The following is a 26,715-nucleotide window of genomic DNA, read 5'->3' as shown; positions in this document are numbered from 1 at the left end:
GCCGGAGGACCGGCATCTCAGTCCTGGACGCCCCGCTGCCGTACGACCGATCCCGTCCTCCCCTTCACGACCTCAAGCTGGGCGTGGACACGGCGCCGCAGGTCGGCGACATGGCTGACGATGCCGACACTGCGGTCACGCTCCCGCAGCGAGTCGAGGACATCGAGGACCTCGTCGAGGGTCTGGTCGTCGAGGCTGCCGAAGCCCTCGTCGATGAAGAGCGTGTCGAGCCGCACCCCGCCCGCCTCGTCCGTGACGACGTCCGCGAGGCCGAGGGCCAGCGCCAGCGACGCGAAGAACGTCTCGCCCCCGGAGAGGGTCGCCGTGTCCCGCTCCCGGCCGGTCCACGCGTCCACGACGTGCAGCCCGAGCCCGCTGCGTCCACGGCCCGCGCGGTCGTCGGAGTGGACGAGGGTGTAGCGCCCGGAGGACATCCGCCGCAGGCGTGCGGTCGCGGCGGCGGCGACCTGTTCCAGGCGGGCGGCGAGGACGTACGACTCCAGGCGCATCCTGCGTTCGTTCTCCGCCGAGGTGCCCGCCGCCAGCCCCGCCATGCGCGCCACCCGGTCGTGCTCCTCGCGCAGTGGTCCGAGGCGGCGCACGGACGTGGTCGCGCGCGCGGACAGCCGGTCCAGTTCGGCGCAGCGACGGGCGGCCGCGTCCTGGGCGGAGGCGGCGTCCCGCAGTCGCCGCGCGGCGGTCTCGGCGGACTGTTCGGCCGCCCGCGGATCGGCGGCCGGCCGCTGGGCCGCGGCGGCCGTGTCGGCTTCGGCGAGCACGGCGCGGACCGCCGCCTCCTCCGACTGCCAGGCGTCGAGGCGGCGTTGGAGGTCGCGGTGGGCCGCGTCGTCGAGCAGCGCGTCGGCCGCGGCCTGCGGTGTGGAGAACCCGGCGCGGAAGGCCGCGTCGGCCAGTCGTGCGTCGGCGTCCTTGAGCCGCTGCGCGGCGTCCTCGGCCGCGCGGACGGCGTCCGCGGCCCGAGTGAGCAGGGCCGCCCGCCGCTCCAGCTGCGCGGCGCGCGCGGCGACGCTCTCGGCGGCGCCCCGGGCCCGCGTCAACTCCTCTTCCAGCAGGGTCCTTTCGCGGTCGAGGGTGTCGCGGTGGGACAGCCGGGCCGCGGCGCGCAGTTCGGCCTTCTGCCGGGCGGCGACCCGCCGTCCGTGTTCGAGTTCGGCGTGGGCGAGACGCTCGCGGGCGGTGTGCAGTCCGGAGGCGGCGGCGCGGGCCCCACCGTACTCACGCTCCAGTTCCGCCTCCTGCTCGGCGAGCCGGTCGGTCGGTGTGTCGCCCGCTTCGGCGGAAGCGGCGGCGAGCGCCTCGCGTACGACGCCGAGCCGGCGCTCGTCCTCGGTCGCCTTCTCGCCGGCGCGCTGGTGGACGGCGAGGGCCTGCTCCTCGGCCTCCCGGCCGACGTGTCCGGCGATCTTCCGTGCGGGGGCCGGGTGTTCGGTCGCTCCGCAGACGGCGCAGGGGTCCCCGTCGACGAGTCCGGCGGCGAGTTCCGCGGCGATGCCCTTGAGCCGCTGTTCCTTCAGGTCGAGCCAGTGGGCGCGGGTGTCCGTCGCGTGGGCGCGGGAGGCGAGAGCGCGCTCGTGGGCGTCGTCCGTGTCCTTGGCGAACCGGTCGCGCTCGCGGGCGGCCCGCAGCCTCGCCCGGGCGGGGTCGCGCCGCACGGCCAGCTGCTCGGCGCGGGTGGCGGCCTCCTGTGCCGTCTCGATGCACGCCTGATGGGCGGCACGGGTGGTCTCCCAGGTGCCGAGCCAGCTCTCGGCGTCCTGGAGGACGTCCTCGTCGGCGCGCTCCTGGCGGTCCAGGCCGGCGCGCTCCTCGGTGAGTTCGCCGAGCCTCGCCTCGGCGCGGCGGGCCGAGGCGAGGCCCCCCAGTTCCTCGGCCGCCCGGCGCGCGGCGGCCGCCAGCCCGGGTGCGCCGGCGTCGGCGAAGGACGCCGGGAGGGCGGCGCGCGCGTGCGCCTCGGCCGTGGACGCGCGCCGGTGCTCGGCCTCGCCCACGTCGCGCAGGTCCAGTGCGGGGGCGACCGCCTCGGCCTTGCGGCCCCGCTCCATGCGTGTCCGTGCCTCCTGGTGGGAGTCCGAGCGCTCCTCCAGCCGCGTGGCGCGTTCCCGCGCCTCGGTGAACCTGCGCTGCAGCCGGGCCACTTCCCGTACGTCGTCGAGTACGCGGTCGGCGGCGGCCTGCGCGGACTCGGCGGCCGAGACGGCGCTGTGCGCGAGGGTCAGCCGCTCGCGGGCCGTGCCGCGGGCGACGGCGGCCCAGGCCAGGACGGTCTCGGCGAGGCCGGGGTCGCCGGGCGCGAGGTCGGGCAGTGCCATCTCGGCGATGTCCCCGGCGGCCTGCTGCATGCGGTGGGCGTCGGCGAGCAGCGCGGCGTCCCCGTCGCGTACCTCGGTCTCGGCGGCCCGCCGGCGCTCGGTGAGGCGTTTCTCGACCTCGGCGAAGCGGTGGGTGTCGAAGAGACGGCCGAGGAGCTTGCCGCGAGCCTCGGCGTCGGCCCGCAGAAAACGGGCGAAGTCGCCCTGGGGCAGCAGGACGACCTGGCAGAACTGCTCACGGCTCATGCCGAGCAGCTGGGTGATCTCCTCGCCGACCTCCTGGTGGGAGCGGCTGAGGTCCTTCCAGGCGCCCGCCGGCCCCTCGTACTCGCGCAGCCGGCTCTGGGCCTTTTCGGTGGTCGTGCCCGTGCCGCGTTTCTTCGGGCGGGCCCAGGGGGGCTGCCGGGTGATCTCCAGTCTGCGTCCGGCGACGGTGAGTTCGAGGCGGACCTCGGTGCGGGTGGCGGGGGCCGCGTGGTCGCTGCGCAGGGTGAGTCCCTGGCCGCTCTGGCGGGCGCCCGGGACCGCTCCGTACAGCGCGTAGCAGACGGCGTCCAGGACGGACGTCTTGCCGGCGCCCGTCGGTCCGTGCAGCAGGAAGAGGCCGGCGGCCGACAGCTCGTCGAAGTCGACCTTCTGGGTGGTCCCGAAGGGCCCGAAGGCGGTGATGTCCAGACAGTGCAGCCTCATCGGCCCCCCTTGCTGTCGTCGAAACGGTCTCCGCCGACGCGGTCCCCGCCGAAGCCGTCCGGGCCCGTGGGGGCGGCGGTGAGGTGGGCGGTACCGGCGTCGGGCGCGCTCGGTGGCGGCGGTGTCGCCGGGCTCACCGGGCGACCTCCCGTACGGCCTCGTCGGCGTGGACGGCGTCGAACGCGTCCCGCAGCACGGCCTGTTCCCGGGGGTCGGGGCCCGTGCCGCGCACATGGGCCACGAAGTCCTCGGCGATCTGCTGTTCGCTGCGGCCCGCCAGTCGGCGCGCGTACGAGACGTCCGGGTCCTCGGGAGCCCGCTCGGGGTCGAAGACCAGGCTGAGGGTGTGCGGGAACCGCTCGGTCAGCCGGGCCATCGGTTCGGCGGGGCGCGCCGGATCGGTGAGGGTGGCCTCGACCCACGCCTCCTCGTGACGGGCGAGCTCCGGGTCGGCGAGCAGGTCCTCCAGCCGCCCCCGGACGCGGGCGAGTGCCCGGGGTACGGGGCAGTCGACCCGCTCGGCGTCGAGCGAGCCGTCCGGGCCCAGGTCCACCAGCCACATGCTCTTGCGGTGGTCCGCCTCGGAGAACGAGTAGGGCAGCGGGGACCCGGAGTAGCGGACCCGCTCGGTGATGGTCTGGCTGCCGTGCAGATGGCCCAGGGCCACGTAGTCCACTCCGTCGAAGACCCCGGCGGGGACCGCGGCGACACCGCCGACGGTGATGTCGCGCTCGCTGTCGCTGGCCGCGCCTCCGGTGACGAAGGCGTGGGCGAGGACGACGGAGCGGGTGCCCGGCGGGCGTGTGGCGAGGTCGGCGCGGACCCGGTCCATGGCGGCGGCGAGCACGGTCTCGTGTCCGGCCCTGTCCACCCCGAACTCGTCCTTCACCAGGGCCGGTTCGAGGTACGGCAGGCCGTAGAGGGCGACGTCGCCGTGGGCGTCGGCGAGGACCACGGGCGTGCCGGAGGCCGAGGGTTCGGTCCGCAGGTGGATGCCGGCCCGCCCGATCAGCCCGGCCCCGACGCCGAGCCGGCGCGCCGAGTCGTGGTTCCCGGAGATCATCACCGTGGGCACGCCGAGGTCGGCCAGCCGGTGCAGCGCGTCGTCGAAGAGCTCGACGGCGGCCAGCGGCGGGACCGCCCGGTCGTACACGTCCCCGGACACGACCACCGCGTCGACGCCGCGCTCACGCACGGTCGTGACGAGATGGCCGATGAACTCGGCCTGGGCACCGAGCATCGTCACCCGGTGGAAAGCCCGGCCGAGGTGCCAGTCGGACGTGTGCAGAAGCCTCATGATCCCCGAGAGTAACGGGCGGGTCGGACATCACGGGCGGCTACTCCCGTATCGGCCCGTGCTGCCCGCCTACGCGTCCCCGTACGCCTCTCCGCCCAGTTCGAACCCGGCCGTCCCGGCGGTCGCGTCCGCGAGCCAGGCCCGGAACGCGGCCACCTCGGCGTCCGGCAGTCCGATCTCGATGGTGACCGCCTCGCCGTAGCGCACGTCGCGCACCTCGCGCCCGGTGGCGCGCAGATCGTTCTGCACCTTGCCCGCGCGCTGGTGGTCCACGGTGACCGTGGCCAGCCGGAAGCGTCTGCGCGTCAGGGTGCCGAGCGCGTCCAGCGCCTCGCCCACCGAGCCGCCGTACGCCCTGATCAGTCCGCCCGCGCCGAGCTTGACCCCGCCGTAGTAACGGGTGACGACGGCGACGACGTACCGCATGTCGCGGCGCAGCAGCATCTGGAGCATGGGGACGCCCGCGGTGCCGCCTGGTTCGCCGTCGTCGCTCGCCCGCTGGACGGCGGCGTCGGCTCCGATGACGTACGCGTAGCAGTTGTGGGTGGCGTCCGCGTGCTGCCTGCGGACGCCCGCGACGAAGTCCTGGGCTTCCTGCTCGGTGGCGGCCGGGGCGAGGGCGCAGAGGAAGCGGGAGCGGTTGATCTCGGTCTCGTGCACACCCGCGCGGGCCACTGTGCGGTACTCGTCCTGCATCCGGCCAGCGTATGCGCTGCACGCGCGCGTGCCGGACGGCGGAGCCCGCGGCCCCGGGCCTCGCGGCGCGGTCGCCCCGGCGCGGGCCCTCGCGAAGCCGTGGTGGATACTCGCTCCTCGTTGCCCGAAGCCGGACCGCCGGCCCGACCGATCACAGGAGATCGCAGCATGACCGGCACCGAGCTGGACAACGCGAATCCGGCCGGCCCCGCGGATCCCGGGCCCTCCGGCACCGCGCCCCGCTGGCGGGCGTGGCTCCTGGAGGGGCTCAGTGAGCAGTCGGCCCGGCACCCGGGCCCGCACGCCACCCCGGACACCGAGCACCAGGGCCACACATGGTGGCGGGTGATGTGTCTCACCGGCGTCGACTACTTCTCCACCCTCGGCTACCAGCCGGGCATCGCCGCCCTCGCCGCCGGTCTGCTCTCCCCGCTCGCCACACTCGTCCTGATCGCGCTGACCCTGCTCGGCGCGCTGCCCGTCTACCGTCGCGTCGCCAAGGAGAGCCCGCACGGCGAGGGCTCGATCGCGATGCTGGAACGGCTGCTTCCCTGGTGGGCGGGGAAGGTGTTCGTCCTGGTGCTGCTCGGTTTCGCGGCCACCGACTTCCTGATCACGATCACCCTGTCCGCGGCGGACGCCTCCGCGCACGTCGTGGAGAACCCGTTCGCACCGCACTGGACGCACGGCGCGAACGTGTGGATCACCCTTCTCCTGGTGGCCGCGCTGGGCGCGGTCTTCCTGAAGGGCTTCAAGGAGGCCATGGGCATCGCCGTGGCGCTCGTGGCCACGTATCTCACGCTCAACGTCGTCGTCCTGGTCACCGCCGCCTGGCAGGTGCTGAGCCACCCGCACAAGGTCGGCGACTGGACCGACGCGATGACGGCGGAGCACTCCTCGCCGCTCGCGATGATCGGGGTGGCGCTCCTGGTCTTCCCCAAGCTGGCGCTCGGCATGTCCGGCTTCGAGACCGGCGTGGCGGTGATGCCGCAGGTCAAGGGCGATCCCACGGACACGTACGCGAAGCCGGCGGGCCGGATCCGCGAGACCCGCCGACTGCTCACCACGGCCGCCGTGATCATGAGCTGTTTCCTGCTGCTGTCCAGCCTGGCGACGACGATCCTGATCCCGCAGGGCGAGTTCGAGAGCGGCGGCTCGGCGAACGGCCGCGCGCTCGCCTTCCTCGCGCACCAGTACCTGGGCGAGGGCTTCGGAACGGTCTACGACGTGTCGACCATCGCGATCCTGTGGTTCGCCGGGGCCTCGGCGCTCGCCGGCCTCCTCAACCTCGTCCCGCGCTATCTGCCCCGCTACGGCATGGCTCCCGAGTGGACCCGCGCCGTCCGTCCCCTGGTGCTCGTCTTCATGGCGGCCGCGGTGCTCATCACCCTGTGGTTCGACGCGAACGTCGACGACCAGAGCGGCGCGTACGCGACCGGTGTGCTGGTCCTGATGCTCTCCGCGTCGTTCGCCTCGGCGGTCGCCGTGCACCAGCGCGGCCACCGCGCCGCCGCGATCGGCTTCGGCGCGATCACCGCGGTGTTCGGCTACACGCTGGTCACCAACGTCATCGAACGTCCCGACGGCATCAAGATCGCACTGATCTTCATCCTGGCGATCCTGTCCACCTCGTTCGCGTCCCGTGTGCGCCGCGCCTTCGAACTCCGGGCCGCCGAGGTCACGTTCGACGAGGCCGCGGCCCGGTTCGTCGACGAGGCGGCGGCGAGCGGACCGCTGCTGCTGATAGCGAACGAACCGCACGAGCACAGCACGCGGGAGTACCGCGCCAAGGAGTACAGCCAGCGCGAGCAGACGCACATACCGGACGGCCGTCCCGTGCTGTTCCTGGAGATCTTCGTGACCGACTCCTCGGACTTCACGGCCGACGTCGCGGTGCACGGCGACGAGAAGCACGGGGTGCGCAGGCTGCGCGTCGAGGGCGCCACCGTGCCCAACACCATCGCGGCCGTCATGATGCGGCTGCGCGACCGCACCGGCCAGGTCCCGCACGCCTACTTCAACTGGACCGAGGGCAACCCGCTGAGCCACCTGGTCCGTTTCCTGGTCTTCGGCGACGGCGAGGTCGCCCCCGTCACCCGCGAGGTGCTCCGCCGCGCCGAGCCCGACCCGGAACGGCGGCCGCGCGTCCACGTCGGCTGATCCTCAGGGCTTCTTCCTGCCTCGCGGCACGGTCACGCACGTCAGCAGGGCCACACCCGGGGTCAGCGCGTCCCAGGAACCTCCGTGCCAGGCCAGCACGGCCATGGCGCAGGTCGGGAACTTCGTCCGTACGTCGTCGAGCGCGTCGTCGAGACTGTCACCGGCCAGTTCGAGGACCAGTTCCTGAAGCCCCGGGTTGTGCCCGATCAGCAGCAACGTCATCATCTGGTCGGGTACTTCGCGCACGGCCGCGAGCAACTCCGGTACGCCGGCGCCGTACAGCCGCCGGTCGAACCGCGCGAGCGGCGGGGTGCCCCACTGCTGCGCCGCCAACTCCCATGTCTGACGGGCCCGTACGGCGGTGGAGCACAGGGCGAGGTCGGGCAGGCAGTCGGCGTCCGCGAGGGCACGCCCGGCCGCGGGGGCGTCACGGCGGCCGCGCGGGGCGAGGGGCCGGTCGTGGTCGTCCACGCCGGTGGGCCAGGCGGACTTGGCGTGTCTGAGCACGACGAGTCTGCGCAGGGGACCCGCTCCGGCGCGTGCGATCACCACTGCGTCCCGATGTCACGGGTGAGTTCGAGTCCGAGCAGCCGGTCCGCGTAGGCGTACGTCTCGAAGCGGGCGCCGTCCGGGATGTCCCCGGCGTGCTCGACACGCCGCAGGGCCTCCAGCACGGCGGGTACGTCGAGGTCGTCCTCCCACGCGGCGCGCAACTCCTGGCGTACGTGCTCGGGAACGGGCCTGGACGGCCGGGTGGCCCAGCCGGCGACGGCCTTGCGCCAGCGCCCGAGCGTCTCGCTGGCACCGTCGAGGTCGGCGGCGGCGAGGTCGAGGGGCTGCCGGCGCGGGGTCGCGAGCAGGATCATCCGCAGCAGCGAGTGATCGGCGCTGCCGCGCACCGGGGCGACCTCGACGCGGACGCCGTCGGGATCCGCCGTGAACAGTCCCGGGATCACGGGGTCCTCGTCGACGGAGTTCTGATCGACGGAGTTCTGATCGACGGGGACCGGGTCCGTGGGGGCCTGGCCCATCGATGCCGGGGCCATGGATGCCGCGCCCATAGAGGTCGCATCCATGGTCGTCGCATCCATAGCGGTTGTCTCGCCGCCGGCCGCCTCCCCCGGGACCGTCTCCCCCGAGGCCGCGGGTCCGAAGGCCGCAGGTCCGGAGCCCGCAGGTCCGGAGCCCTCGGGTCCGGGGTCCTCGGGTCCGGGGTCCTCGGGGGCGCCGCCCGCGGACACGAGCACGTGCAGGGCCGGCCCCGCGCCACCCCGCTCCCCCTCGGCCCGGCGGATGCCGAGCGCGTCCGCGCGCGCCCTGAGCCCCGCGGGCGGGTCGGCCACCGTGACGACAGGGGTTCCGCCGAGTTCCAGGGCCCTGGCGAGCACGTCGGCGACCAGCAGCACTCTCAGTGCGGACAGGTCGTCACGCTCCACGTGCGCCTCGACGCGGGTCAGGCCCCTGCGGGCACGGACGGCGTCGACGGTCTCGCCCGTTCGGGCGTCGGTGATACGCAGCACGAGGTGAGCGTAGGCGGCCCGGGGGCCGGGCGCAGGAAGGCGGCCACCATTCCGGACAGTCGGCCCGCCGACCGCCGGGCCGATCGGGAGGACGGCGGTGGACGACGGAGGGCGGCCGTGGGCGACGGTGGACGGCGGTGCCACCGGCCTGCCGGTCACGCGTGACCGCCGGCCGGCAGGGCGTCGGGTCAGGCGTCGAGGTCGTCGGCGAAGTGCCGGTACCCGTGCCGGTCCCGGTGGATGGTCCACAGGGCGTCCGCCAGGGCGTCGGGGTCCTTCCTCGGGTGCCCGGGGACGATCGCGCCGGGGATGACGAACTGGGCGACGTGGATGCCGTCGGGGGCGAGCGCCTCGTGCAGCAGATGGCCGTAGGCGCTCTCGGCGGCGAAGGCGATGGACGTTCCGGCGCGCTCGGTGTGCGGAATCGCGGCGGTGCCGCCGTTGACGAGGAGCACGGTCCCCCGGCCGAGTTCCCGCATGCCGGGCAGCACGTGACGCACGGCGACGACGGGACCGTACACCGAGAACTCGATCGGGCCCACGAGGTCGGCGGCGTCGGTCTCCAGGACGGGTCGCATGAAGTCCCGGTGCGGGACCGGGCTGTACTGCAGGACCTCGATGGGCCCCAGTGTCGCGGTGGCGGCGTCGAGAGCCGCCCCCAGGGCGGCCGGGTCGCGGACGTCGGCGGCGAATCCGCTCGCCGTCAGCCCCTCGCCGGCCAGCTCGGCCGCGAACGCGCGCGTCCGGTCCGCGTCGCGCGAGATGAGGGCGACGTCGAATCCCGCGCGGCCGAACCGCCGCGCGACCGCGGCTCCGAGGCCGGGTCCGGCTCCGACGATGGCGATGGTGGTCATGGTCTTCCTCGGGTGGTTTCGGGGCGGGCGTACGAATCCGGGCGAGCGTACAAGTCGCAGGAGGTGCCGGAGCATGTGCCGGAGGAGGTGCGTGAATCCGAGCAGGGGTACGAAGCGGAGCCGGCGTTCCGGCTGCGCCCGCCCCGTCCGCGGAGGGCGGCTGGACCGCGGCCCGCGTCGGCTTCCACGGGGGCACCCTCACCGAGCTTCCCGCCTGCCGTCCCCACCCGCATCCCGGCAGACCGCCCCGTCCGGGGAAGAGTGTTCGGGGCGTGACACGGCCCCTCACTCTCCGGCCCCGCAGGTCACAGGGCTGCCACACTGGTGCCCATGGCACGCGAGCGGCAGAACGGCAGCGGCGGCGGCACGGATCTGGGGAGCTTCCTGCGCGCCCGCCGCGCCCATGTGTCCCCGGAGGAGGCCGGGCTCAGGATCGGCCCCGCCCTGCGCCGCGCGCCCGGACTGCGCCGCGAGGAGCTGGCCATGCTCGCCGGGGTGAGCATCGAGTACTACACGCGGCTGGAGCGCGGCCGGGAGAACCGTCCCGGCCCCGCGGTCGTGGACGCCCTCGCCGGTGCCCTCCGGCTGGACGCGCAGGAGCACGAGCATCTGCGTGACCTCGTCGCGCGCGCCGCCGGCGGCGCGCGCGAGGCACCGGCGACACCCACCCGGTCCGTGCGGCCCGGCGTCAGGCTGCTCCTGGAGAACCTGCGGCCCAACCCGGCACACGTGGTCAGCCGTACATCGGACGTGCTCGCCTGCAACCCGGGCGGGATGCGACTCCTGGCCGGCCTGGACGAGTGGCCCGTGCGCAGGCGCAACGTGGCGCGCTACGTCTTCCTGTACCCGGACGCGCCCTCGCTGTTCGACGACTGGGACGAGCAGGTCCGCGCCTGCGTCGGCCGGATGCGCGCGCTCGCCGGCACCGACCCGGACGCCCCCGACCTGGCCGAACTGGTCGACGAACTCCTCCTGAAGAGCCCCGATTTCGCCCGCCTGTGGGACCACTACGACGTACGGCTGCGCTCCCACGGCCACAGGACGTTCCACCATCCGGAGGTCGGCGACCTGACCCTCGGCTACCAGTCCATGCACCTCGACGACACCGCCGGCCACCGGCTGGTCGCCTACTACGCCGAGCGCGGCACGCCCGGGTACGACGCGATGACCCTGCTGGACGCGGCGGCGGACCGCGCCTGATTCCCCGGCGCTGCCCGGTACCCCGCCCTCACGGCCGGGCCCCCGCGCGCTCCCCGGCGGGCCGGGGGAATCACCGTGCGCCGTCCGCTGTTCTCCCGCTGGACAGCGAGGACATTCGACGGCAGGCACCCCAGGAGGACGACCGTGTACGGCGACCAGGCGACCATCCGCAGGATCCTGAACGAACTCGGCGACACCTGGGCGATCGTCGGCCTCTCGTCGAACGAGGGGCGCGCGGCGTACGGAGTCGCCGACGTCCTGCGGCGTCACGGCAAGCGGATCGTCCCCGTGCACCCGAAGGCCGAGACCGTCCACGGCGAGAAGGGCTATCCCTCGCTCGACGCGATCCCGTTCGACGTCGATGTCGTCGACGTCTTCGTCAACAGCGACCTCGCCGGGACCGTGGCCGACGAGGCCGTCGCGATCGGGGCCGAGGCCGTCTGGTTCCAGCTCGGCGTCGTCGACGAGGCCGCGTACGACCGTACCCGCGCCGCCGGGCTCGACATGGTCATGGACCGCTGCCCCGCCATAGAGATCCCCCGCCTCGGCTGACCGGCCCCGCCGTCCCGGACCCTTCCGGCAAACCCGGTTGACGACGCGCGCGGCGGCCGGGTTTGCTGCTGCGGTGCCCACTCTTCTCTTCCGGCGGCCGGTCGACGAACCCGCCCTCGAAGCCTGGCGTCACGTCCACAACGTGATCGTCCCTCCCGCCGCCATGTCGCTCGACGAGGTCCGGGAGCGGGCCGGCCGCAACCTCCTGGAGGTCGTCCACCTCGGTGACGTGCTGGTGGGCTGCACGACCGTGCGCCCGCCGAAGGAGGACACCTCGACGGCCACGGTGATCGCCCGGGTGCTGCCCGAGCACCGCGGCCGGGGATTCGGCGAGGAGTTGTACGAGCGCGGACTGGAGCAGGCGCGGGCGCTGGGCGCCGCGGTGATCGAGACGGTCGTCCTCGCCTCGAACGAGGACGGGCTGCGCTTCGCCCTGAAGCACGGGTTCGCCGAGACCGAGCGCTACGTGCTGCCGGGCGACACCGCGGAGTGGATCGACCTGCGGCTGGCCTGATCCCGCCGGGTCACCCGGCAGGACCCTCGCTCGTCACCGCTCCCGGTCGAGGAAGGCCACGACGGTCTCCGTGAAGAACCGCGGGTCGTCGAGCCACGGGAAGTGCCCGGCACCCGGCTGGACGACCAGTCCCGCCCCGGGGATCAGCTCCGCGACGCCGGCGGCCACCCGCGGCAGCGGTCCGCCGTCCAGCGCGCCCACGAGCAGCAGGACCCGTGCGTCCAGCGCGGCGACGGCGGCGCGGGCCGCGCCGGGCCGGAAGGCACCGGCGGACGCGTACAGATCCGCGGCCTCCTCATTGGTCTGTCCGACCTCGCCCGCGGCGTGCGCCCGCGCGGTCGCGTCCCAGCGGCCGTAGAAGAAGGGGGCGACGGCGTCCCAGTCGGCGTCGGCGGACGAGCCGGCCCAGATCCTTTCGAAGGCCTCGTACGCCTCCTCGAACCACGGTTCCGACCGGCGCGTCAGGGCCGCCTCCCGGCGGTGCTCCGGGGTGAAGTCGACGCCGAGCGCCCGCGCACGGGCGGTCACCAGGGTGAGGCTGCGCACACGGTGCGGATGCGCGGCCGCGTGCAGCAGGGCGAGGTCGCCGGCCGCCGAGTGGGCGAGGACATCGACGCGGTCGAGCCCCAGGTGTGCGCGGAAGGCCTCGACGTCACCGACCTGCCGGTCGCAGCGGTACGTCGCCGGGTCGGCCGGAGCGGCGGAGTCGCCGGTTCCGCGCAGATCGAGCAGGTGGAGGCGGCGGTGCCGTGCCAGTCCGCCGAGTTCACCGAGGTAGGCGGAGGCCCGCATGGGGCCGCCGGGCAGACAGAGCAGCGGCTCGCCCTCCCCCACGGCGTGGTGGGCGAGCGTGGTTCCGTCGGGGGCGGAGAAGGTCGGCATGACGTCATCCTCCTGAGCGTGCGCCGACCAGGGCAAGCGGTCGACCCGCGACGGGCCGGTCAGCCGATCCCGAGCCCCTCGATCACCACGGCGTTCGGCAGCTCCCCGAACGCCTTGCCCGGCACCAGCAGTTTTCCGCGCCGCCGGCCGCTGCCGACCAGGACGTACGGCAGTTCGACGACCGCGGAGTCCACCAGCAGGGGCCAGCCACCGGGCAGCCCGACTGGGGTGATGCCGCCGTACTCCATGCCGGTTTCACCGGTCGCCATGTCCATCGACGCGAACGAGGCCTTGCGGGCGCCGAGTCGGCGGCGGACGACACCGTTGACGTCGACCCGGGTGGTGGAGAGGACCAGGCACGCGGCGAGCGTGGTCTCCGCGCCCCTCTTGCCCGCGACGACCACGCAGTTGGCGGACTGTTCGAGCAGTTCCTTGCCGTAGTGCTCGACGAAGGTCGCGGTGTCGGCCCGATCGGGGTCCGTGTCGACGTACACGATCTGCTCGGCGGGGACGGTGCCCCGCCAGGCGCGTACGGCGTCGGCGACCGGGCCGACGAGTTCGCCGAGGCACTCGGGAGCGGGCGTGGCGTGGTCGAAGTGTCCGATGGGGGCGCGCATGCCCGCACGGTAACAGCCGCTCGGGGGTGCCCGGCCGGCGGTCTCAGTGCACGAGCGGGACCGATACCGCCATGACCATCTCCACGGGTACGTCGCCGTCATTGCCGTACCGGTGCGGGGTGTTGGCCTCGAAGGAGGCGCTCGCTCCCGCCGGTACGCGGTGGGCCACGCCGTCCACGGTGAGGGTCAGATCGCCCGCCGTGACATGGACGAGCTCCACGGTGCCCGTGGGGTGCGGGTCGGAGGGGCTGCCCTCGCCCGGCATCAGGCGCCAGTCCCACATCTCCAGCGGGCCGGGCGCCTCGGTGCCCGCGAGCAGCCGGTTGTAGCTGCCCGCGTCGGTGTGCCACAGCCGTACGGCCTGCTCGGCCGGGACGATACGGACCTTGGGGCCCTGTTCGTAGTCGAGAAGCGTGGTGATGCTGACGCCGAGCGCGTCGCCGATCTTGACGACGGTTCCGAGGCTGGGGTTGGTCCTGGCCTGCTCGATCTGGATGAGCATGCCACGGCTGACTCCGGCGCGGGCGGCGAGTGCTTCCAGGGTGAAGCCGCGCTCGGTGCGCCAGCGCTTCACGTTGCGCCCCAGGGACTGGGTCAGCAGGTCGAGATCCGACACATTCCGTCCAATATCATGAATGACAGAGTTCAATAGAGTGAACTATGGTGTGGTGCACCCGATCGTTCACCGAACTGTACTGCGAGGCGACTCATGACAGCGCTCTTCGCCCTGGCCACCAGCCTCCTGTGGGGCCTGGCCGACTTCGGCGGAGGCCTGCTGACCCGGCGGACGCCCGCCCTCACCGTGGTCGTCGTCTCCCAGGCGGTCGCCGCGGCCGTCCTCGGCGTGATCGTGGTCGCGACCGGCGCCTGGGGCGAGGCGGGACCGCGCCTGTGGTTCGCGGTCGCGGCCGGCCTGGTGGGACCGGTCGCACTCTTCTCGTTCTACAAGGCCCTCGCCCTGGGGCCGATGGGTGTGGTCTCGCCGCTCGGCTCCCTGGGGGTCGCTGTCCCGCTCACCGTCGGACTCGTCCTCGGCGAGCGTCCCGGGCCGCTGCAGTTCGCGGGCATCGCGGTCGCCGTCGCCGGTGTGGTCCTCGCGGGCGGCCCGCAGTTCAGGGGCGCCCCCGTGCAGCGGCAGGCGATCCTGCTGACGCTGCTCGCCGCGCTGGGCTTCGGCACGGTGTTCGTCCTGATCGCGGAGGCGTCCTCGTCGGTCACGGGGCTGTTCCTCGCCCTGTTCGTGCAGCGCGTGACCAACGTGGTCGCCGGCGGCACCGCGTTGTGGGCCTCGGTGCGGCGCGGCTCCGCGGGGCTCCCCGGCGACGGCTTCCCCTGGCGGGCGCTCCCGTCGTTCGCCTTCGTCGGGCTCGCCGACGTGGCGGCCAACGGCACGTACTCCGTCGCCGCCCACCTCGGCCCGGTGACGGTGGCCGCCGTGCTCGCCTCGCTCTACCCGGTGGTCACGGCCCTGGCCGCCCGCGGCTTCCTCAGCGAACGGCTGCGCGGCGTCCAGGCGGCGGGCGCGGGCCTGGCACTGATCGGCACGGTCATGCTCGCGACGGGTTGAGCCGGGACGGTCACGCTCACCACGGGTCGACCCGGTGACGCTCGCGACGAACCGACCCGGTGACGGTCACGACGGTTGAGCCGCGACCGTCACGCTCACGACGGTTCGGGGCCGGGTCAGGACTCGGCGCGTACGTCCCCGGCGGCCTCCCCGGCCGCGAGGTCCAGCTCCGCGAGCCGTGCGACGGCCGCCTCGTCCAGTCCCGACAGCGCGAGCAGTTGCTCCGGCGTGACACCGTCGGGGATCGGCACCGGCGCCGGCGTCCGCAGCGGCGGCTGCCATCCGGCCGCCGCATCCCAGCGCCGCACGACCCGGGCGGGAGCGCCCGCCACGACCGCGTGGTCGGGGACCGTGCCGCGTACCACCGCACCGGCCGCCACCACGACGTTCCGCCCGATCCGTGCTCCGGGCAGGATCACCGCCCCGGTGCCGATCCAGCAGCCGGGACCGATCTCCACCGGCTCCATCCGCGGCCACTGCTTGCCGATGGGCTCGTGCGGATCGTCGTACGAGTGGTTGGTGGACGTCACGTACACGTACGGCCCGAAGTAGCAGTCGCTGCCGATGGTGACCGTCGTGTCGGCGATGACATGGCTGCCGCGGCCGAGCACCACACCGTCACCCAGGCGCAGGATCGGGTCGGGGCCGAGGTCGAGGTCGGGCATCAGCCCCGCGGTGAGGGTGACCTGTTCGCCGACGATGCAGTGGTCGCCGAGGTGGATCCACGGTTCACCGAACACGGTGCCGAGCGGGAAGGCGAGTCTGGTACCTGTTCCGATCGCCCCGAAGCGCAGCCGCCCCGGGTGTTCGGCCGTGACCGAGGCCGTGCGCTGCACCCAGGCCCAGCCCGCGTGGACGGCGTTCTGCACGAGACGGCGCCGCCATGACGAGAACGCGTTCCTGTTGCTGGGCACTCGCTCACGGTACTCAGGGGCGGGAGGGGCCAGCAGAGATCACGGCTGTGATCTTCGCCCCACCGGGTCGGGGATCATGGCATACGGTGCCGGTGTACCGACGACGAGGAGGCGGCGATGACGCAGCAGGCGCTGATCATGGGGATCGGCGGCAAGGATCCGCGGGTGGACCCGGAGGCGTTCACGGCGCGCACGGCGGTGGTCATCGGGGACGTCACCCTGCGGGCGGGCGCGAGTGTCTGGTACGGCGCGGTGCTGCGGGCGGACTGCGGGCCGATCGTCATAGGCGCCGACAGCAACGTCCAGGACAACTGCACCCTGCACGTCGATCCCGGCTTTCCCGTCACCGTGGGCGAGCGTGTCTCGATCGGGCACAACGCCGTACTGCACGGGGCCACCGTCGAGGACGACTGCCTGATCGGGATGGGGGCCACGGTCCTCAACGGCGCGGTGATCGGCGCCGGTTCGCTGGTCGCGGCCCAGGCCCTGGTCCCGCAGGGGATGCGGGTCCCGCCCGGCTCACTGGTGGCGGGCGTGCCCGCGAAGGTCAAGCGCCCGTTGACGGAGGAGGAGCGCGAGGGCCTCACGCTCAACGGCACCTTCTACGTCGAGCTCGCCAAGGCCCACAAGGACGCGTCGGAGAACTCCGGGAGCTGAGAGGCACCCCTCCGGGGGCGCGGGGACCCGCGTGACCGGTCGCGGCCGGCCCGCCCGTCCCGGTGACAGGACCTATTCGGCGGCGGCGACCGGCTCCGGCCGCGCCTCGTCCATCTCGGCGGACACCCGCTTCGCCCGGCGCCTGACGACCAGCATCGAGGCGAGCCCGATGAGCACCGCCACCACCAGCCCGACCCACGAGAACCGCTTCAGCCAGGACTCCGCGACGACACCGACGTAGTAGATGACGGCGGTGGTGCCCCCGGCCCAGATGATCCCGCCGAGCACGTTGGCGATGAGGAACTTCCAGTAGGGCATCTTCAGCACACCGGCGAGCGGTCCCGCGAAGATGCGCAGCAGGGCGATGAAGCGGCCGAAGAAGACGGCCCACATGCCCCACTTCTGGAACGACCGCTCGGCCGTCGCGACGTGTCCCGGACCGAAGTGCCGTGGGAACTTCCTACCGAGCCAGGCCAGCAGTGGTCGTCCGCCCTTGCGGCCGATCGCGTAGCCGATGGAGTCGCCGACGATCGCGCCGACACTGGCGCACGCCCCGAGGATGACGGGGTTGATCCCCGAGTGCTGGGAGGACAGCAGCGCCGCCGAGACCAGGATGATCTCGCCGGGCAGGGGTATACCCAGGCTCTCCAGGCCGATGACCAGGGCCACCAGCGCGTAGATGCTGACCGCGGGCACCGTCTCGAGCCAATCCTGGACGTGCAACGCCGGTTCCTCCCGTTACGTCATTCCCGGCATGCGCTCGCACGAGCGCATGCCGGGAAGCCTACCGCTCGGCCGGGCGCGGCGGAGTCCGGTGAGGGGCACCGGTGGCCGCCCCCACGGGCAGGGGGCGCGCTACCACTGGTAGGGGAGGTATTTCCCGTCGAGAGTGACGACGACCCGGTCACCGGCGGGGTCGGGCACGCGCCGCACGTCGAGGCGGAAGTTGATCGCGCTCATGATGCCGTCGCCGCACTGCTCGTGGATCAGCTCCTTGATCGTCGGACCGTAGACCTGCACGACCTCGTAGAGCCGGTAGATCGTGGGGTCCACGGGGACCGCGGCGTCCAGGGCACCTCGGGTCGGCTGGAGCTGGAAGGCGAGGACGGCGTCGTCGCCGAGTTCGAGGAGCGCCGCGGCCGTCGTCGCCTCCTCCTCGCGCATGGGGTGCTGCCCCAGCAGCGCGGCTGTCGTCCACGCGAGGGGCTTGCCGACCGCTTCGGCGAGCTGGGCCCATGTGACCCCTGTCCTGACCTTGGCACGACGGACGGCTTCGGCGGCTTCGCTCTTGCTGAGCATGCACATCTCCGTTCCTGGAGAACGACGTCGACAACGTCGGCCCAGCCTAGGAGAACGCTCATTCTCCGACAATGGCGCGGGGTGTCCGCCGACACCGCGGGGTCGCGAGCGGACGCGTCGCGCCCGGCGGAACGGCGAACGGCGAACGGCGAACGGCGAACGGCGAACGGCGAACGGCGAACGGCGAACGGCGAACGGCGAACGGCGAACGGCGAACGGGGGGAGGACAGCACGGCAGCACGGGCAGCACGGCAGGACGACGGACGACGGACGACGGGCGTCAGAACGTCAGACGGCGGAACGGCGGACGGACCCGCCGCCCGGCCCGGTACCGGAGGGGGCCGTCCGCCATGGCGGGTGGTCCGCTCAGCCGTTCGGCCGGAGGGTCCACACAACGGTCATCTCCCCGGTCACAGCGCCGTCCGCGCGCTGGATGGCGATGGCGACGGGGAACTCGGGCCGCCGCCCCGCGTCGAGTTCGGCCACGACGTCGGCGGCCGGCCGGCCGAGGGTGGCGGTGGCGGTGACCGGTCCCATCGCCAGCTTCCTGTAGGCGATCTCGGCGCTCACCGCGAGCGGCACGGCACGCGAGAGCTGCTCCCCGAAGGCGGCGAGGACGATCGCCCCGCTCGCCGACTCGCCCAGCGTGAACATCGCTCCGGCGTGCGGGCCGCCGACGTGGTTGTGGTAGTCGCTCTGGTCCGGGAGCCTCACCACGGCCTTCTCCGGCGTGGTCTCCACGAAATCGAGATTGAGGGTCCGGGCCATCGGCACCGTGGCGGCGAGCATCTCGCCGATCGTCATCTGGTCTGCACTCATGGTCGAATGTTACCCATGAGTAGAAAATCTTGACCAGCACCCGGGCATGTGAAGAAATCGAAAAAATCCGGACTCGATCCCTGACCGGTACATGGCTGAAGAAGAGCGGTGACCCAAACGTGGCACAGCCGCTACTAGGGTTACCGGCCATGTGGCCAGGACAGCAGCCGCCCGGGGGCGAGCAGAACCCGCAGAACCAGAATCCGCAGCAGCCCAACCCCTACCAGCAGCCGGGGTACCAACAGCCGAATCCGTATCAGCAGCCCGGATACCAGCAGCCCAATCCCTACGGGCAGCCGCAGTGGGGGACCGTACCGGAGTCGCCCGGGGTGCCCGGACCGGCCGGCGGGCCAGGGGCCGGGAACGGGGGCGGCGGCAACAAGACCAAGATCACCGCCATCGTCGCGGCCTCGGCCGTCGTGATCGCGGCGGGCGTCACCGGTTTCCTCGTCCTGGGCGGCAAGGGCAAGGACGACAACGCGGGCGGCGATCCGTCCACGTCCCCGAAGACGTCCGTCTCGAAGTCGGCGAGCGCGAGCGGGAACGACGACAACCCGCGCGGCACCGACGACGAGAAGCCGACCGTCGCGGGCTGGAAGGTCGTGGTCAACCCCAAGTGGGGCACCGCGTTCGACGTACCGGCCGACTGGAACGTCCGCACGCCCGGCACCTTCATCGGCTTCGAGGACGAGAAGAAGGGCGACGGTTCCGCGGTCATCGGCATGTCCGCGCCCGCCTTCCTCAAGGAGAAGTGGTGCACGTCCGACGACGACAAGGACGGTCGTACGGACGACACGGCGCTGGCCGCCGCCGGCACCAAGGGACAGAGCGGCGCCAAGAACACCGGCGACGTCGCGCGCAACGACTCGGCCTGGTGGGTCTTCGGCGGCTACACCGACCAGAAGGACGCCTCGAAGAAGCTGCTCAGGATCGGCAAGCCCACGGCGTACACGACGGCTTCCGGGATCACGGGCAGCGTCGCCACGACGTATTCGAGCGGCGTCCCGAAGAAGGGCAAGTGCGACTCGGACGGCAAGGCGACCACGTTCGCCTTCAAGAACTCGGCGGGCGACTTCGTGTCCTGGACGCTCTACGGCGCGAAGGGGGTCGGCGAGGAGGTGCCCGACGCCACGGTGCGGAAGATATTGAGCACCGTCCGGCTCCACGGTGAGCCGACCGGATCGTGAGCACCGCGCGGTGAACCGAGGGGTCGTGAGTGACCCCCGGGTTCCCTGAGCAGCCGTCCGGACGCCCGAGCTGTGTCCGGACGGCGTGCTCCGGGTTTGGCAAGACGGGCACCGGGCGGCGAAAGTGTGCCGGTGACCTCTGCCGCCGACTCCCTTCGACACCCGCGCCGTCCCTCCTGGGCGGGCCGGAACTACACCCTGCTGACCGCCGCCGCGGTCGTGACCAACCTGGGCAGCCAGGGCGCGCTGATCGCCTCGGCGTTCGCGGTGCTCGAAACGGGCGGCGACGGGGGTGACGTCGGCCTCGTGGCGGCGGCGCGGACACTGCCGCTGGTCCTCTTCCTGCTGATCGGCGGCGCGGTGGCGGACCGGCTGCCGCGCCATCGGGTGATGGTCGCGGCCAACGCCCTCAACTGCGTCTCCCAGGCGGCGTTCGCGCTTCTGGTGCTGTCCGGCGAACCGCGGCTGTGGCAGATGCTGCTGCTGTCCGCGCTCGGCGGCACCGGGCAGGCGTTCTTCAGCCCGGCCGCCGAGGGCATGCTGATGTCCTCGGTCGACGGAGAGCAGGCGAGTCGCGCGTTCGCCATGTTCCGGATGGCGATGCAGGGTGCGGGACTGGGCGGGGCGGCGCTCGGCGGGGCGATGGTGGCGGTGATCGGTCCCGGCTGGGTGCTCGCGGTGGACGCCGTGGCGTTCGCCCTCGCCGGGGCACTGCGCTCGTTCCTCGACGTGAGCCACATACCGCCGCGCCGGCCCGGCGACGGGCTGCTCTCCGACCTCCGCGAGGGCTGGCGGGAGTTCGTCGGACGGCCCTGGCTGTGGACGGTCGTCGCGCAGTTCTCCGTGGTCGTCGCGGTGGTGGGCGCCGCGGACGCGGTCTACGGCCCGCTCGTCGCCCGGGACAGTCTCGGCGGTCCCGGGCCCTGGGGCCTGGCCCTCGGCGCGTTCGGTGCGGGCACGGTCGGCGGCGCGCTGCTGATGACCCGCTGGAAGCCACGCCGGCTGCTGCTCGCGGGCACCCTCTGTGTCTTCCCGCTCGCCGCGCCGGCCGCCGCGCTCGCGGTGCCGGTGCAGGTGGTGCCGCTGTGCGCCGTGATGTTCGTCAGCGGGGCGGCGATAGAGGTGTTCGGCGTCTCCTGGATGACCGCGCTGCACCAGGAGATCCCCGAGGACAAGCTCTCCCGCGTCTCGGCGTACGACTGGTTCGGGTCGATCGCGATGGTCCCGCTGGCCACGGCCCTGGCGGGCCCGGCGGAACAGGCCTTCGGCCGGACGTCGGCCCTGTGGGGCTGTTCGGTCCTGGTCGTGGTGGTCACGGCGGCGGTGCTGTTCGTACCGGATGTACGGAACCTGACCCGGCGGACCAGGCCGGTCGCGCAGGGATCGCCGCCGGTGGACGTGGAGCGCGCGTCAGCCGATGCCGAAGGCGCCGCCGGGCGGCTCGGGTGAGGGGACCGCGTCCTCGTCGCGGACGGGTGCGGCGGCGCCGATGAACCGGCGCAGCGCGGGGCCGTGTTCCACCCGCGCCGGGAACGCGTCGGAGGCCGTGCGGCGGGCCAGGGTCGCCGTGTCGAACGGATGCTGGGAGGCCACCAGCACCGCGTTGCCGAAACGCCGCCCGCGCAGCACGCCCGGTTCGGCGATCACCGCGAGTTCCTCGAACACCGCCGAGAACGTGGCGAGTTGGGAGCGCAGAAAGGTGAAGGGGGCGGAGTCCGCCAGGTTGGCCAGGTAGACGCCGTCGGTACGCAGGACGCGCGCGGCGGCCCGGGCGTACGCCGTGGACGTCAGGTGCGCGGGGACGCGCGAGCCGCCGAAGACATCCGCGATCACGATGTCGGCGGAGGCGGGCGCGGCGGATTCGAGCCACTCCCGGGCGTCCGCGCCGTGCACGGTGATCCCGGCGTCGTCGGCCACCGGCAGGTGTTCGCCGATCAGGGCCAGCAGGCCCCGGTCGGCCTCGACCACGTCCTGACGTGCGCCCGGCCTGGTCGCGGCCACGTAGCGGGGCAGCGTCAGGGCGCCCCCGCCGAGGTGCAGCACGTCCGGTGCGCGTCCTGGCGCGACGACCGTGTCCAGCACGTGCCCGAGCCGTCGCGCGTACTCGAACTCCAGATGCGTGGGTTCGTCCAGGTCCACGTACGACTGCGGTGCCCCGTCGACCGTCAACAGCCAGGCCCGCTTCCGGTCGACGTCCGGCATCAGCTTGGCGGTCCCGTGATCCACGGCCCGCATCACGGGTATCGGCTCGTCCACCCGTCCATTGTGCCGCCCCGGCGTGCGCCCACGGCCCGGTGCCCGGCCACGGCCGACGCCACACGACGGCGCGCCCCCGGGACCCGGCCCCCGTCCCGGCCCCACGGCACATCCGGGCGCCCCGCCGACCGACCCGCGACCGGGCCGCCTGCCGGTGGACCGGCCGGTCCCCCCACGGCGGACGGCCTGTCGATGCGGCACCGAGCAGACCCGGGCCGCCGACCGACCTCCTGCCGATCCCCTCGTCGGACCATCCACGACCGACCGCGCGCCGGTCCACCCCCGACCCAACTGCGGCACGCGCGCGGGCACAGGCTGCGACACCGGCAGCGGCAGCGGCAGCGGCAGCGGCAGCGGCAGCGGCAGCGCCCGGGTGCCCGCCCTTTCAGGCGGGCACCCGTACCCCCGTACCGCCCCCGGCCGTCAGTCGACCGAGGTCACCGTCCCCGCGCCGACCGTCCGGCCGCCCTCGCGGATCGCGAATCCCAGGCCCGGCTCCAGCGGCACCTCGCGTCCCAGCTCCACCCTCATCGTGACGGTGTCGCCGGGCCGGGCGACCGCCCGCTCGCCGAGGTCGACGTCGCCGACCACGTCCGCGGTACGGATGTAGAACTGCGGCCGGTACCCGGTGGCGACCGGCGTCGTCCGTCCGCCCTCGCCCGACGACAGGACGTACACCCGCGCCGAGAAACGCCGGCTGGGCACGACGCTGCCGGGCGCGGCGACGATGTGCCCGCGCCGTACGGCGTCCCGGGGCACGCCGCGCAGCAGCAGCGCCACGTTGTCCCCGGCCTGCGCCTCCGCCATGGGCTTGCCGAAGGTCTCCAGTCCCGTGACCACCGTGTCGACGGCGGCGCCGAGCACTTCGACGCGGTCGCCGACCCGGATCGTGCCGCGCTCGACGGCTCCCGTGACGACGATCCCGCGCCCGGTGATGGTGAGCACGTTCTCGACCGGCAGCAGGAACGGCGCGTCGACGTACCGCTCGGGCATCGGCACATAGGTGTCCACCGCGTCGAGCAGCGCGTCGATCGCCGCGGTCCAGCGGGGGTCGCCCTCCAGCGCCCTGAGGCCGGACACCCGGACGACGGGGACGGACTCGCCTCCGTATCCGTGCGCGGAGAGCAGTTCGCGGACCTCCAGCTCCACGAGGTCGGTGAGCACGGTGTCCTCGCCGTCGTCGACGGCGTCGGCCTTGTTCAGGGCGACGACGATGTGGTCGACGCCCACCTGCCGGGCGAGCAGCACGTGCTCGGCGGTCTGCGGCATGATCCCGTCGAGCGCGGAGACGACGAGGATCGCCCCGTCGAGCTGCGCCGCGCCGGTGACCATGTTCTTGACGTAGTCGGCGTGACCCGGCATGTCGACATGCGCGTAGTGGCGGGTGTCGGTCTCGTACTCGACGTGCGCGATGTTGATGGTGATGCCGCGCGCGGCCTCCTCCGGGGCGCGGTCGATGCGGTCGAAGGGCACGAACGTGCCGGAACCGCGCTCGGCGAGAACCTTGGTGATGGCGGCGGTCAGGGTGGTCTTGCCGTGGTCGACATGACCCATGGTGCCGATGTTCAGGTGCGGCTTGGTCCGCACGTAAGCCGTCTTGGGCATGGCTGTACCTCGAAGCCTCTTCGTGTCAGCGGAGCTGAGTGAGGGCCCCGGCGCTCACGGCCGGGACGGGGACCCCGAGGATCTGCCGACCCTCCCCCTGCGGGGTCCGCCGGACAATCCGGGAAGGGTCAGCTTCGGGCGCCGTCGACGGCTGCCACGATGATCGGGACGGCAGCCTTCGGGGCATCCGCGACCGCGGATGCTGCGAAGTGGAAGGCGTGCCGGAACATGAGGCGATCATCGCCGACATGTCCGGCCACGTCGAATGGTTTTTCACGCCACCGGGTCGCGCGGTGGCACGTGGTGCTGCCGGTACGTCAGGGACGTACGGCCCAGGGGCCCATGTGATCGTGACGGGTCACCGGCCGGTCCGCCGGGGAGAGTTGCCTCACACGGCCGTACGGCCGACCGGCGGCGAGGCGGGGGAGCCGGCGCGCGGCCGGCCGGCCTGCCGCGCCGCGTGACGGTGGTGCGGTACGCGTCCGCCGGGGCCGCGGTCCCGGGAAGGGCCGGGCGCAACGACGCGCGGCGATCGGGCGTGGTCGGACCGGGGAAGGGACGACGTCGTTCATGTACGGCCCCTCGGCCACGGCGCGTTGCGGATCGGCTGCCGCGACGCCGGTGACGGCGCCCCGCGCCGGCACCCTGTCTTCGAGGGCGCCGTCCGACATGTCGAACCGGGCGGCCGGTGTTCAGGAAGCTGTGACGCCCTTGGCACGAACCATACGGCGATCACACACACGGGTCGGTTACTGTCGCCGAATGCTCGATGCCACCACCCGCTCTGGGGGCACCGTCACGGCCGTCCCCACGGCCCCCGCCACGGAGCTCTCACTCACCGCGGAGCTCTCCCCCGCCGCGGAGCTCGCCGTCGCCACTCGCACGGGCCTCGCCGCCCGGTGCACGAGAGTCCTGCTCTCGCCCTGGTCCCGGCTCTCCCTGTTGCTGGTGCTGCTCGCGGCGTCCGCGTCGAGCGTGCTCCTCTTCGAACCGCAGCGGCTGCTGTCGGACGGCTGGCCACCGCAGCTCAGCGGTGCCGCGGCCGCCGTGGTCTTCGGGGTGGCGTACGGGCTGTGCACGGTGGCGTTCGTGCCCCGGCCGCTGCTCAATCTCGCCGCCGGCGCCCTGTTCGGCTCCCAGCTCGGCCTCGCCACCGCCCTCGCGGGTACGGTGCTCGGCGCCGGGATCGCCTTCGGGCTCGGCCGGATCCTCGGGCAGGACGCGCTGCGCCCGCTGCTGCGCGCCCGCTGGCTGAAGGCGGCCGACGGGCAGCTCAGCCGGCACGGCTTCCGCACGATGATGATGGCCCGCCTGTTCCCCGGAGTGCCGTTCTGGGCGGCGAACTACTGTGCCGCCGTCTCGCGCATGGGCTGGCTGCCGTTCCTCCTGGCCACGGCCCTGGGTTCGATCCCGAACACCGCCGCGTACGCCGTCGCCGGCGCCCGCGCCTCGGCACCGACGTCGCCCGCGTTCCTGATCGCGATGGGCTTCATCGCGCTGCCGGCGCTGGCCGGTGCCGTCGTGGCCTGGCGCAAGCGCCACCACCTCCGCGGAAACTGACACCACACGACCCGGGGTGACCGGGGACGCCGCCGGATGCCGCCGGATGCCGGGACGTGCCCGGACACGTCCCGACACCCCGGAACGGAACCCTGGACCCGCACGAGCACCACCCGGCACCTCGGGCTCCGGAACCCGCACGAGCACCACCCGGCACCACGGGCTCCGGAACCCGCACGAGCACCACCGAACACCACGGAACGGAACCCAGGACCCGTACCCGCCGGGCGCGCCACCCATCCGCGCCACACCGGACTACACCGGACTACACCGAACTACACCGAACTACACCGCTTCCAGGATCATCGCGTTGGCGAGCCCGCCCGCCTCACACATCGTCTGGAGTCCGTAGCGGGCTCCGCGGGCGCGCAGGGCGTGCACGAGGGTGGTCGTCAGCCGGGTGCCGCTCGCGCCGAGCGGGTGGCCGAGCGCGATCGCCCCGCCGTGCACGTTGACCCGGGAGAGGTCGGCGCCCGTCTCCTGCTGCCAGGCCAGGACGACGCTCGCGAAGGCCTCGTTGACCTCGAAGAGGTCGATGTCACCGAGTGAGAGCCCGGCCCTGCGGAGCACCTTCTCGGTGGCCGGGATGACGCCCGTGAGCATCAGCAGGGGGTCGGAGCCGGTGACGGCGAAGCTGTGCAGACGCGCCAGCGGGCGCAGGCCGAGGCGGGCCGCGGTCTCGCTCGACATGATGAGCACGGCCGACGCGCCGTCGTTGATGGGGCTCGCGTTGCCCGCCGTGACGGACCAGTCGATCTGCGGGAAGCGCTCGGCGAAGGCCGGGTGGTAGTAGGCGGGCTTGAGCCCGGCGAGGGTCTCCGTGGTACTGGCGGGGCGGACGCTCTCGTCGCGTGCCACCCCCTGGAGAGGCGCGACCTCGGCGTCGAAGCGGCCCTCGTCCCAGGCCGCGGCAGCCTTCTGGTGCGAACCCACCGCGTACGTGTCCAACTGCTCGCGCGACAGGCCCCACTTCGCGTTGATCAGTTCGGCACTGATGCCCTGCGGCACCAGGCCCTCGGGGTAGCGCTCGGCGATCCCGGGGCCGAACGGGCCCTCGGTACCGAGGACGTTCGACCCCATCGGCACACGGCTCATGGACTCCACACCACAGGCCACCGCGATGTCGTACGCCCCCGACATGACGCCCTGCGCCGCGAAGTGCACGGCCTGCTGGGAGGAGCCGCACTGACGGTCCACGGTGGTCGCGGGCACCGTCTCCGGGAAGCCGGCCGAGAGCACCGCGTACCGGGTGAGGTTCGCGGCCTGTTCCCCGACCTGGGTGACCGTGCCGCCGATGACGTCGTCGATCAGCGCCGGGTCGACCCCGGAGCGCTCGACGAGGGCGCGCAGGGTGTGCGCGAGGAGCTCCACCGGATGGACATGGGCGAGAGAACCGTTCGGTTTGCCCTTGCCGACGGGCGTACGGACGGCTTCGACGATCACGGCGTCACGCATGGCTGCTCTCCGAACTCATGGAGTTTGCTTTCCAAACTTGCTAAGTGACTCCACGGTAACCCAGTGGGTTGGACTTTCCAACCC

General features: G+C 73.2%; 25 protein-coding genes. 9 read left to right on the top strand and 16 right to left on the bottom strand.

The genetic code is table 11. From position 1 onward, the window contains the following. Positions 1 to 17: 17 nt before the first annotated feature. From GFH48_RS33580 to GFH48_RS33570, 3 genes are all read right to left on the bottom strand, one after another. Complete coding sequence (locus GFH48_RS33580; RefSeq protein ID WP_153291841.1) at positions 18 to 3,020, bottom strand: AAA family ATPase; 3,003 nt, start codon at positions 3,018 to 3,020, stop codon at positions 18 to 20. Positions 3,021 to 3,153: 133 nt separating this feature from the next. Beyond that, entirely contained in the window at positions 3,154 to 4,317 is a 1,164-nt protein-coding gene (locus GFH48_RS33575; protein ID WP_153291840.1) for an exonuclease SbcCD subunit D, read from the bottom strand. Positions 4,318 to 4,386: 69 nt separating this feature from the next. Beyond that, positions 4,387 to 5,013, bottom strand: coding sequence for a YigZ family protein (locus GFH48_RS33570; protein WP_153291839.1), 627 nt, complete (start codon positions 5,011 to 5,013; stop codon positions 4,387 to 4,389). Positions 5,014 to 5,181: 168 nt separating this feature from the next. Here GFH48_RS33570 and GFH48_RS33565 point away from each other — a divergent pair, with 168 nt between their 5' ends. Then, the gene (locus GFH48_RS33565) at positions 5,182 to 7,173 is read left to right on the top strand and encodes an APC family permease (protein WP_228121067.1); all 1,992 of its coding nucleotides are present in this window, start codon (positions 5,182 to 5,184) and stop codon (positions 7,171 to 7,173) included. A 3-nt stretch (positions 7,174 to 7,176) separates the two neighbouring features. On the opposite strand, the gene GFH48_RS33560 is transcribed toward GFH48_RS33565, so the two are convergent. The 3 genes from GFH48_RS33560 to GFH48_RS33545 form a co-directional block, all read right to left on the bottom strand. Further along, on the bottom strand, positions 7,177 to 7,722 hold the full coding sequence (locus GFH48_RS33560; protein ID WP_153293229.1) for a SixA phosphatase family protein: 546 nt from the start codon (positions 7,720 to 7,722) through the stop codon (positions 7,177 to 7,179). Beyond that, a complete protein-coding gene (locus GFH48_RS38715; RefSeq protein ID WP_194280747.1) occupies positions 7,719 to 8,693 on the bottom strand; it encodes a cysteine--tRNA ligase in 975 nt (324 codons plus the stop codon). The genes GFH48_RS33560 and GFH48_RS38715 overlap by 4 nt, the downstream gene beginning before the upstream one ends. A gap of 188 nt (positions 8,694 to 8,881) precedes the next feature. Beyond that, on the bottom strand, positions 8,882 to 9,547 hold the full coding sequence (locus tag GFH48_RS33545) for an SDR family NAD(P)-dependent oxidoreductase (RefSeq protein ID WP_153291838.1): 666 nt from the start codon (positions 9,545 to 9,547) through the stop codon (positions 8,882 to 8,884). 330 nt (positions 9,548 to 9,877) lie between these two features. Here GFH48_RS33545 and GFH48_RS33540 point away from each other — a divergent pair, with 330 nt between their 5' ends. The 3 genes from GFH48_RS33540 to GFH48_RS33530 all read left to right on the top strand — a co-directional run bounded on the left by GFH48_RS33540 (position 9,878) and on the right by GFH48_RS33530 (position 11,813). After that, on the top strand, positions 9,878 to 10,747 hold the full coding sequence (locus GFH48_RS33540; RefSeq protein ID WP_153291837.1) for a helix-turn-helix transcriptional regulator: 870 nt from the start codon (positions 9,878 to 9,880) through the stop codon (positions 10,745 to 10,747). Positions 10,748 to 10,891: 144 nt separating this feature from the next. Then, positions 10,892 to 11,299: a CoA-binding protein gene (locus GFH48_RS33535; RefSeq protein ID WP_153291836.1), complete on the top strand. Its 408-nt coding sequence runs from the start codon at positions 10,892 to 10,894 to the stop codon at positions 11,297 to 11,299. A gap of 73 nt (positions 11,300 to 11,372) precedes the next feature. Continuing rightward, on the top strand, positions 11,373 to 11,813 hold the full coding sequence (locus tag GFH48_RS33530) for a GNAT family N-acetyltransferase (RefSeq protein ID WP_228121066.1): 441 nt from the start codon (positions 11,373 to 11,375) through the stop codon (positions 11,811 to 11,813). Between the two features lie 33 nt (positions 11,814 to 11,846). On the opposite strand, the gene GFH48_RS33525 is transcribed toward GFH48_RS33530, so the two are convergent. From GFH48_RS33525 to GFH48_RS33515, 3 genes are read right to left on the bottom strand one after another with little or no spacing between them, the layout of a single operon-like run. Then, complete coding sequence (locus GFH48_RS33525; protein ID WP_153291835.1) at positions 11,847 to 12,695, bottom strand: alpha/beta fold hydrolase; 849 nt, start codon at positions 12,693 to 12,695, stop codon at positions 11,847 to 11,849. A gap of 59 nt (positions 12,696 to 12,754) precedes the next feature. After that, positions 12,755 to 13,312 (bottom strand): YbaK/EbsC family protein, encoded by a 558-nt coding sequence (locus GFH48_RS33520; RefSeq protein WP_153291834.1) that lies wholly within the window; start codon positions 13,310 to 13,312, stop codon positions 12,755 to 12,757. 43 nt (positions 13,313 to 13,355) lie between these two features. Beyond that, on the bottom strand, positions 13,356 to 13,928 hold the full coding sequence (locus GFH48_RS33515) for a helix-turn-helix domain-containing protein (RefSeq protein ID WP_153291833.1): 573 nt from the start codon (positions 13,926 to 13,928) through the stop codon (positions 13,356 to 13,358). A gap of 93 nt (positions 13,929 to 14,021) precedes the next feature. On the opposite strand from GFH48_RS33515, the gene GFH48_RS33510 reads away from it, so the two are divergent. Next, positions 14,022 to 14,879: an EamA family transporter gene (locus GFH48_RS33510; protein WP_153291832.1), complete on the top strand. Its 858-nt coding sequence runs from the start codon at positions 14,022 to 14,024 to the stop codon at positions 14,877 to 14,879. 116 nt (positions 14,880 to 14,995) lie between these two features. On the opposite strand, the gene GFH48_RS33505 is transcribed toward GFH48_RS33510, so the two are convergent. Continuing rightward, positions 14,996 to 15,793: an acyltransferase gene (locus GFH48_RS33505; RefSeq protein ID WP_153291831.1), complete on the bottom strand. Its 798-nt coding sequence runs from the start codon at positions 15,791 to 15,793 to the stop codon at positions 14,996 to 14,998. A 117-nt stretch (positions 15,794 to 15,910) separates the two neighbouring features. Here GFH48_RS33505 and GFH48_RS33500 point away from each other — a divergent pair, with 117 nt between their 5' ends. Then, the gene (locus GFH48_RS33500; protein ID WP_153291830.1) at positions 15,911 to 16,450 is read left to right on the top strand and encodes a gamma carbonic anhydrase family protein; all 540 of its coding nucleotides are present in this window, start codon (positions 15,911 to 15,913) and stop codon (positions 16,448 to 16,450) included. 72 nt (positions 16,451 to 16,522) lie between these two features. Here GFH48_RS33500 and GFH48_RS33495 read toward each other — a convergent pair whose 3' ends face one another. From GFH48_RS33495 to GFH48_RS33485, 3 genes are all read right to left on the bottom strand, one after another. Next, entirely contained in the window at positions 16,523 to 17,173 is a 651-nt protein-coding gene (locus GFH48_RS33495) for a DedA family protein (protein WP_153291829.1), read from the bottom strand. 132 nt (positions 17,174 to 17,305) lie between these two features. Further along, complete coding sequence (cynS, locus tag GFH48_RS33490) at positions 17,306 to 17,749, bottom strand: cyanase (RefSeq protein ID WP_153291828.1); 444 nt, start codon at positions 17,747 to 17,749, stop codon at positions 17,306 to 17,308. A 366-nt stretch (positions 17,750 to 18,115) separates the two neighbouring features. Beyond that, positions 18,116 to 18,553 (bottom strand): DUF4442 domain-containing protein, encoded by a 438-nt coding sequence (locus GFH48_RS33485; protein ID WP_153293227.1) that lies wholly within the window; start codon positions 18,551 to 18,553, stop codon positions 18,116 to 18,118. A gap of 164 nt (positions 18,554 to 18,717) precedes the next feature. Here GFH48_RS33485 and GFH48_RS33480 point away from each other — a divergent pair, with 164 nt between their 5' ends. Together GFH48_RS33480 and GFH48_RS33475 are read left to right on the top strand one after the other, a co-directional pair. Continuing rightward, a complete protein-coding gene (locus tag GFH48_RS33480; protein ID WP_153291827.1) occupies positions 18,718 to 19,755 on the top strand; it encodes a hypothetical protein in 1,038 nt (345 codons plus the stop codon). A 132-nt stretch (positions 19,756 to 19,887) separates the two neighbouring features. Then, positions 19,888 to 21,204 (top strand): MFS transporter, encoded by a 1,317-nt coding sequence (locus tag GFH48_RS33475; RefSeq protein ID WP_153291826.1) that lies wholly within the window; start codon positions 19,888 to 19,890, stop codon positions 21,202 to 21,204. On the opposite strand, the gene GFH48_RS33470 is transcribed toward GFH48_RS33475, so the two are convergent. Next, positions 21,166 to 22,011 carry a spermidine synthase gene (locus tag GFH48_RS33470; RefSeq protein ID WP_153291825.1) on the bottom strand — a complete coding sequence of 282 codons (846 nt, stop codon included), beginning with the start codon at positions 22,009 to 22,011 and terminating at the stop codon, positions 21,166 to 21,168. The genes GFH48_RS33475 and GFH48_RS33470 overlap by 39 nt on opposite strands. A 423-nt stretch (positions 22,012 to 22,434) precedes the next feature. Then, the gene (tuf, locus tag GFH48_RS33465) at positions 22,435 to 23,616 is read right to left on the bottom strand and encodes an elongation factor Tu (RefSeq protein ID WP_153291824.1); all 1,182 of its coding nucleotides are present in this window, start codon (positions 23,614 to 23,616) and stop codon (positions 22,435 to 22,437) included. Between the two features lie 762 nt (positions 23,617 to 24,378). Here tuf and GFH48_RS33460 point away from each other — a divergent pair. Further along, a complete protein-coding gene (locus GFH48_RS33460; RefSeq protein ID WP_153291823.1) occupies positions 24,379 to 25,176 on the top strand; it encodes a TVP38/TMEM64 family protein in 798 nt (265 codons plus the stop codon). Positions 25,177 to 25,461: 285 nt separating this feature from the next. On the opposite strand, the gene GFH48_RS33455 is transcribed toward GFH48_RS33460, so the two are convergent. Next, on the bottom strand, positions 25,462 to 26,631 hold the full coding sequence (locus tag GFH48_RS33455) for a thiolase family protein (protein WP_153291822.1): 1,170 nt from the start codon (positions 26,629 to 26,631) through the stop codon (positions 25,462 to 25,464). Positions 26,632 to 26,715 lie beyond the last annotated feature (84 nt).

Origin of the sequence: Streptomyces fagopyri, from assembly GCF_009498275.1 — a bacterium.
GTDB classification, from domain to species: domain Bacteria; phylum Actinomycetota; class Actinomycetes; order Streptomycetales; family Streptomycetaceae; genus Streptomyces; species Streptomyces fagopyri.
Note: the sequence above shows the minus strand (reverse complement) of the source record. Positions and strands in the feature narration are given on the sequence as shown.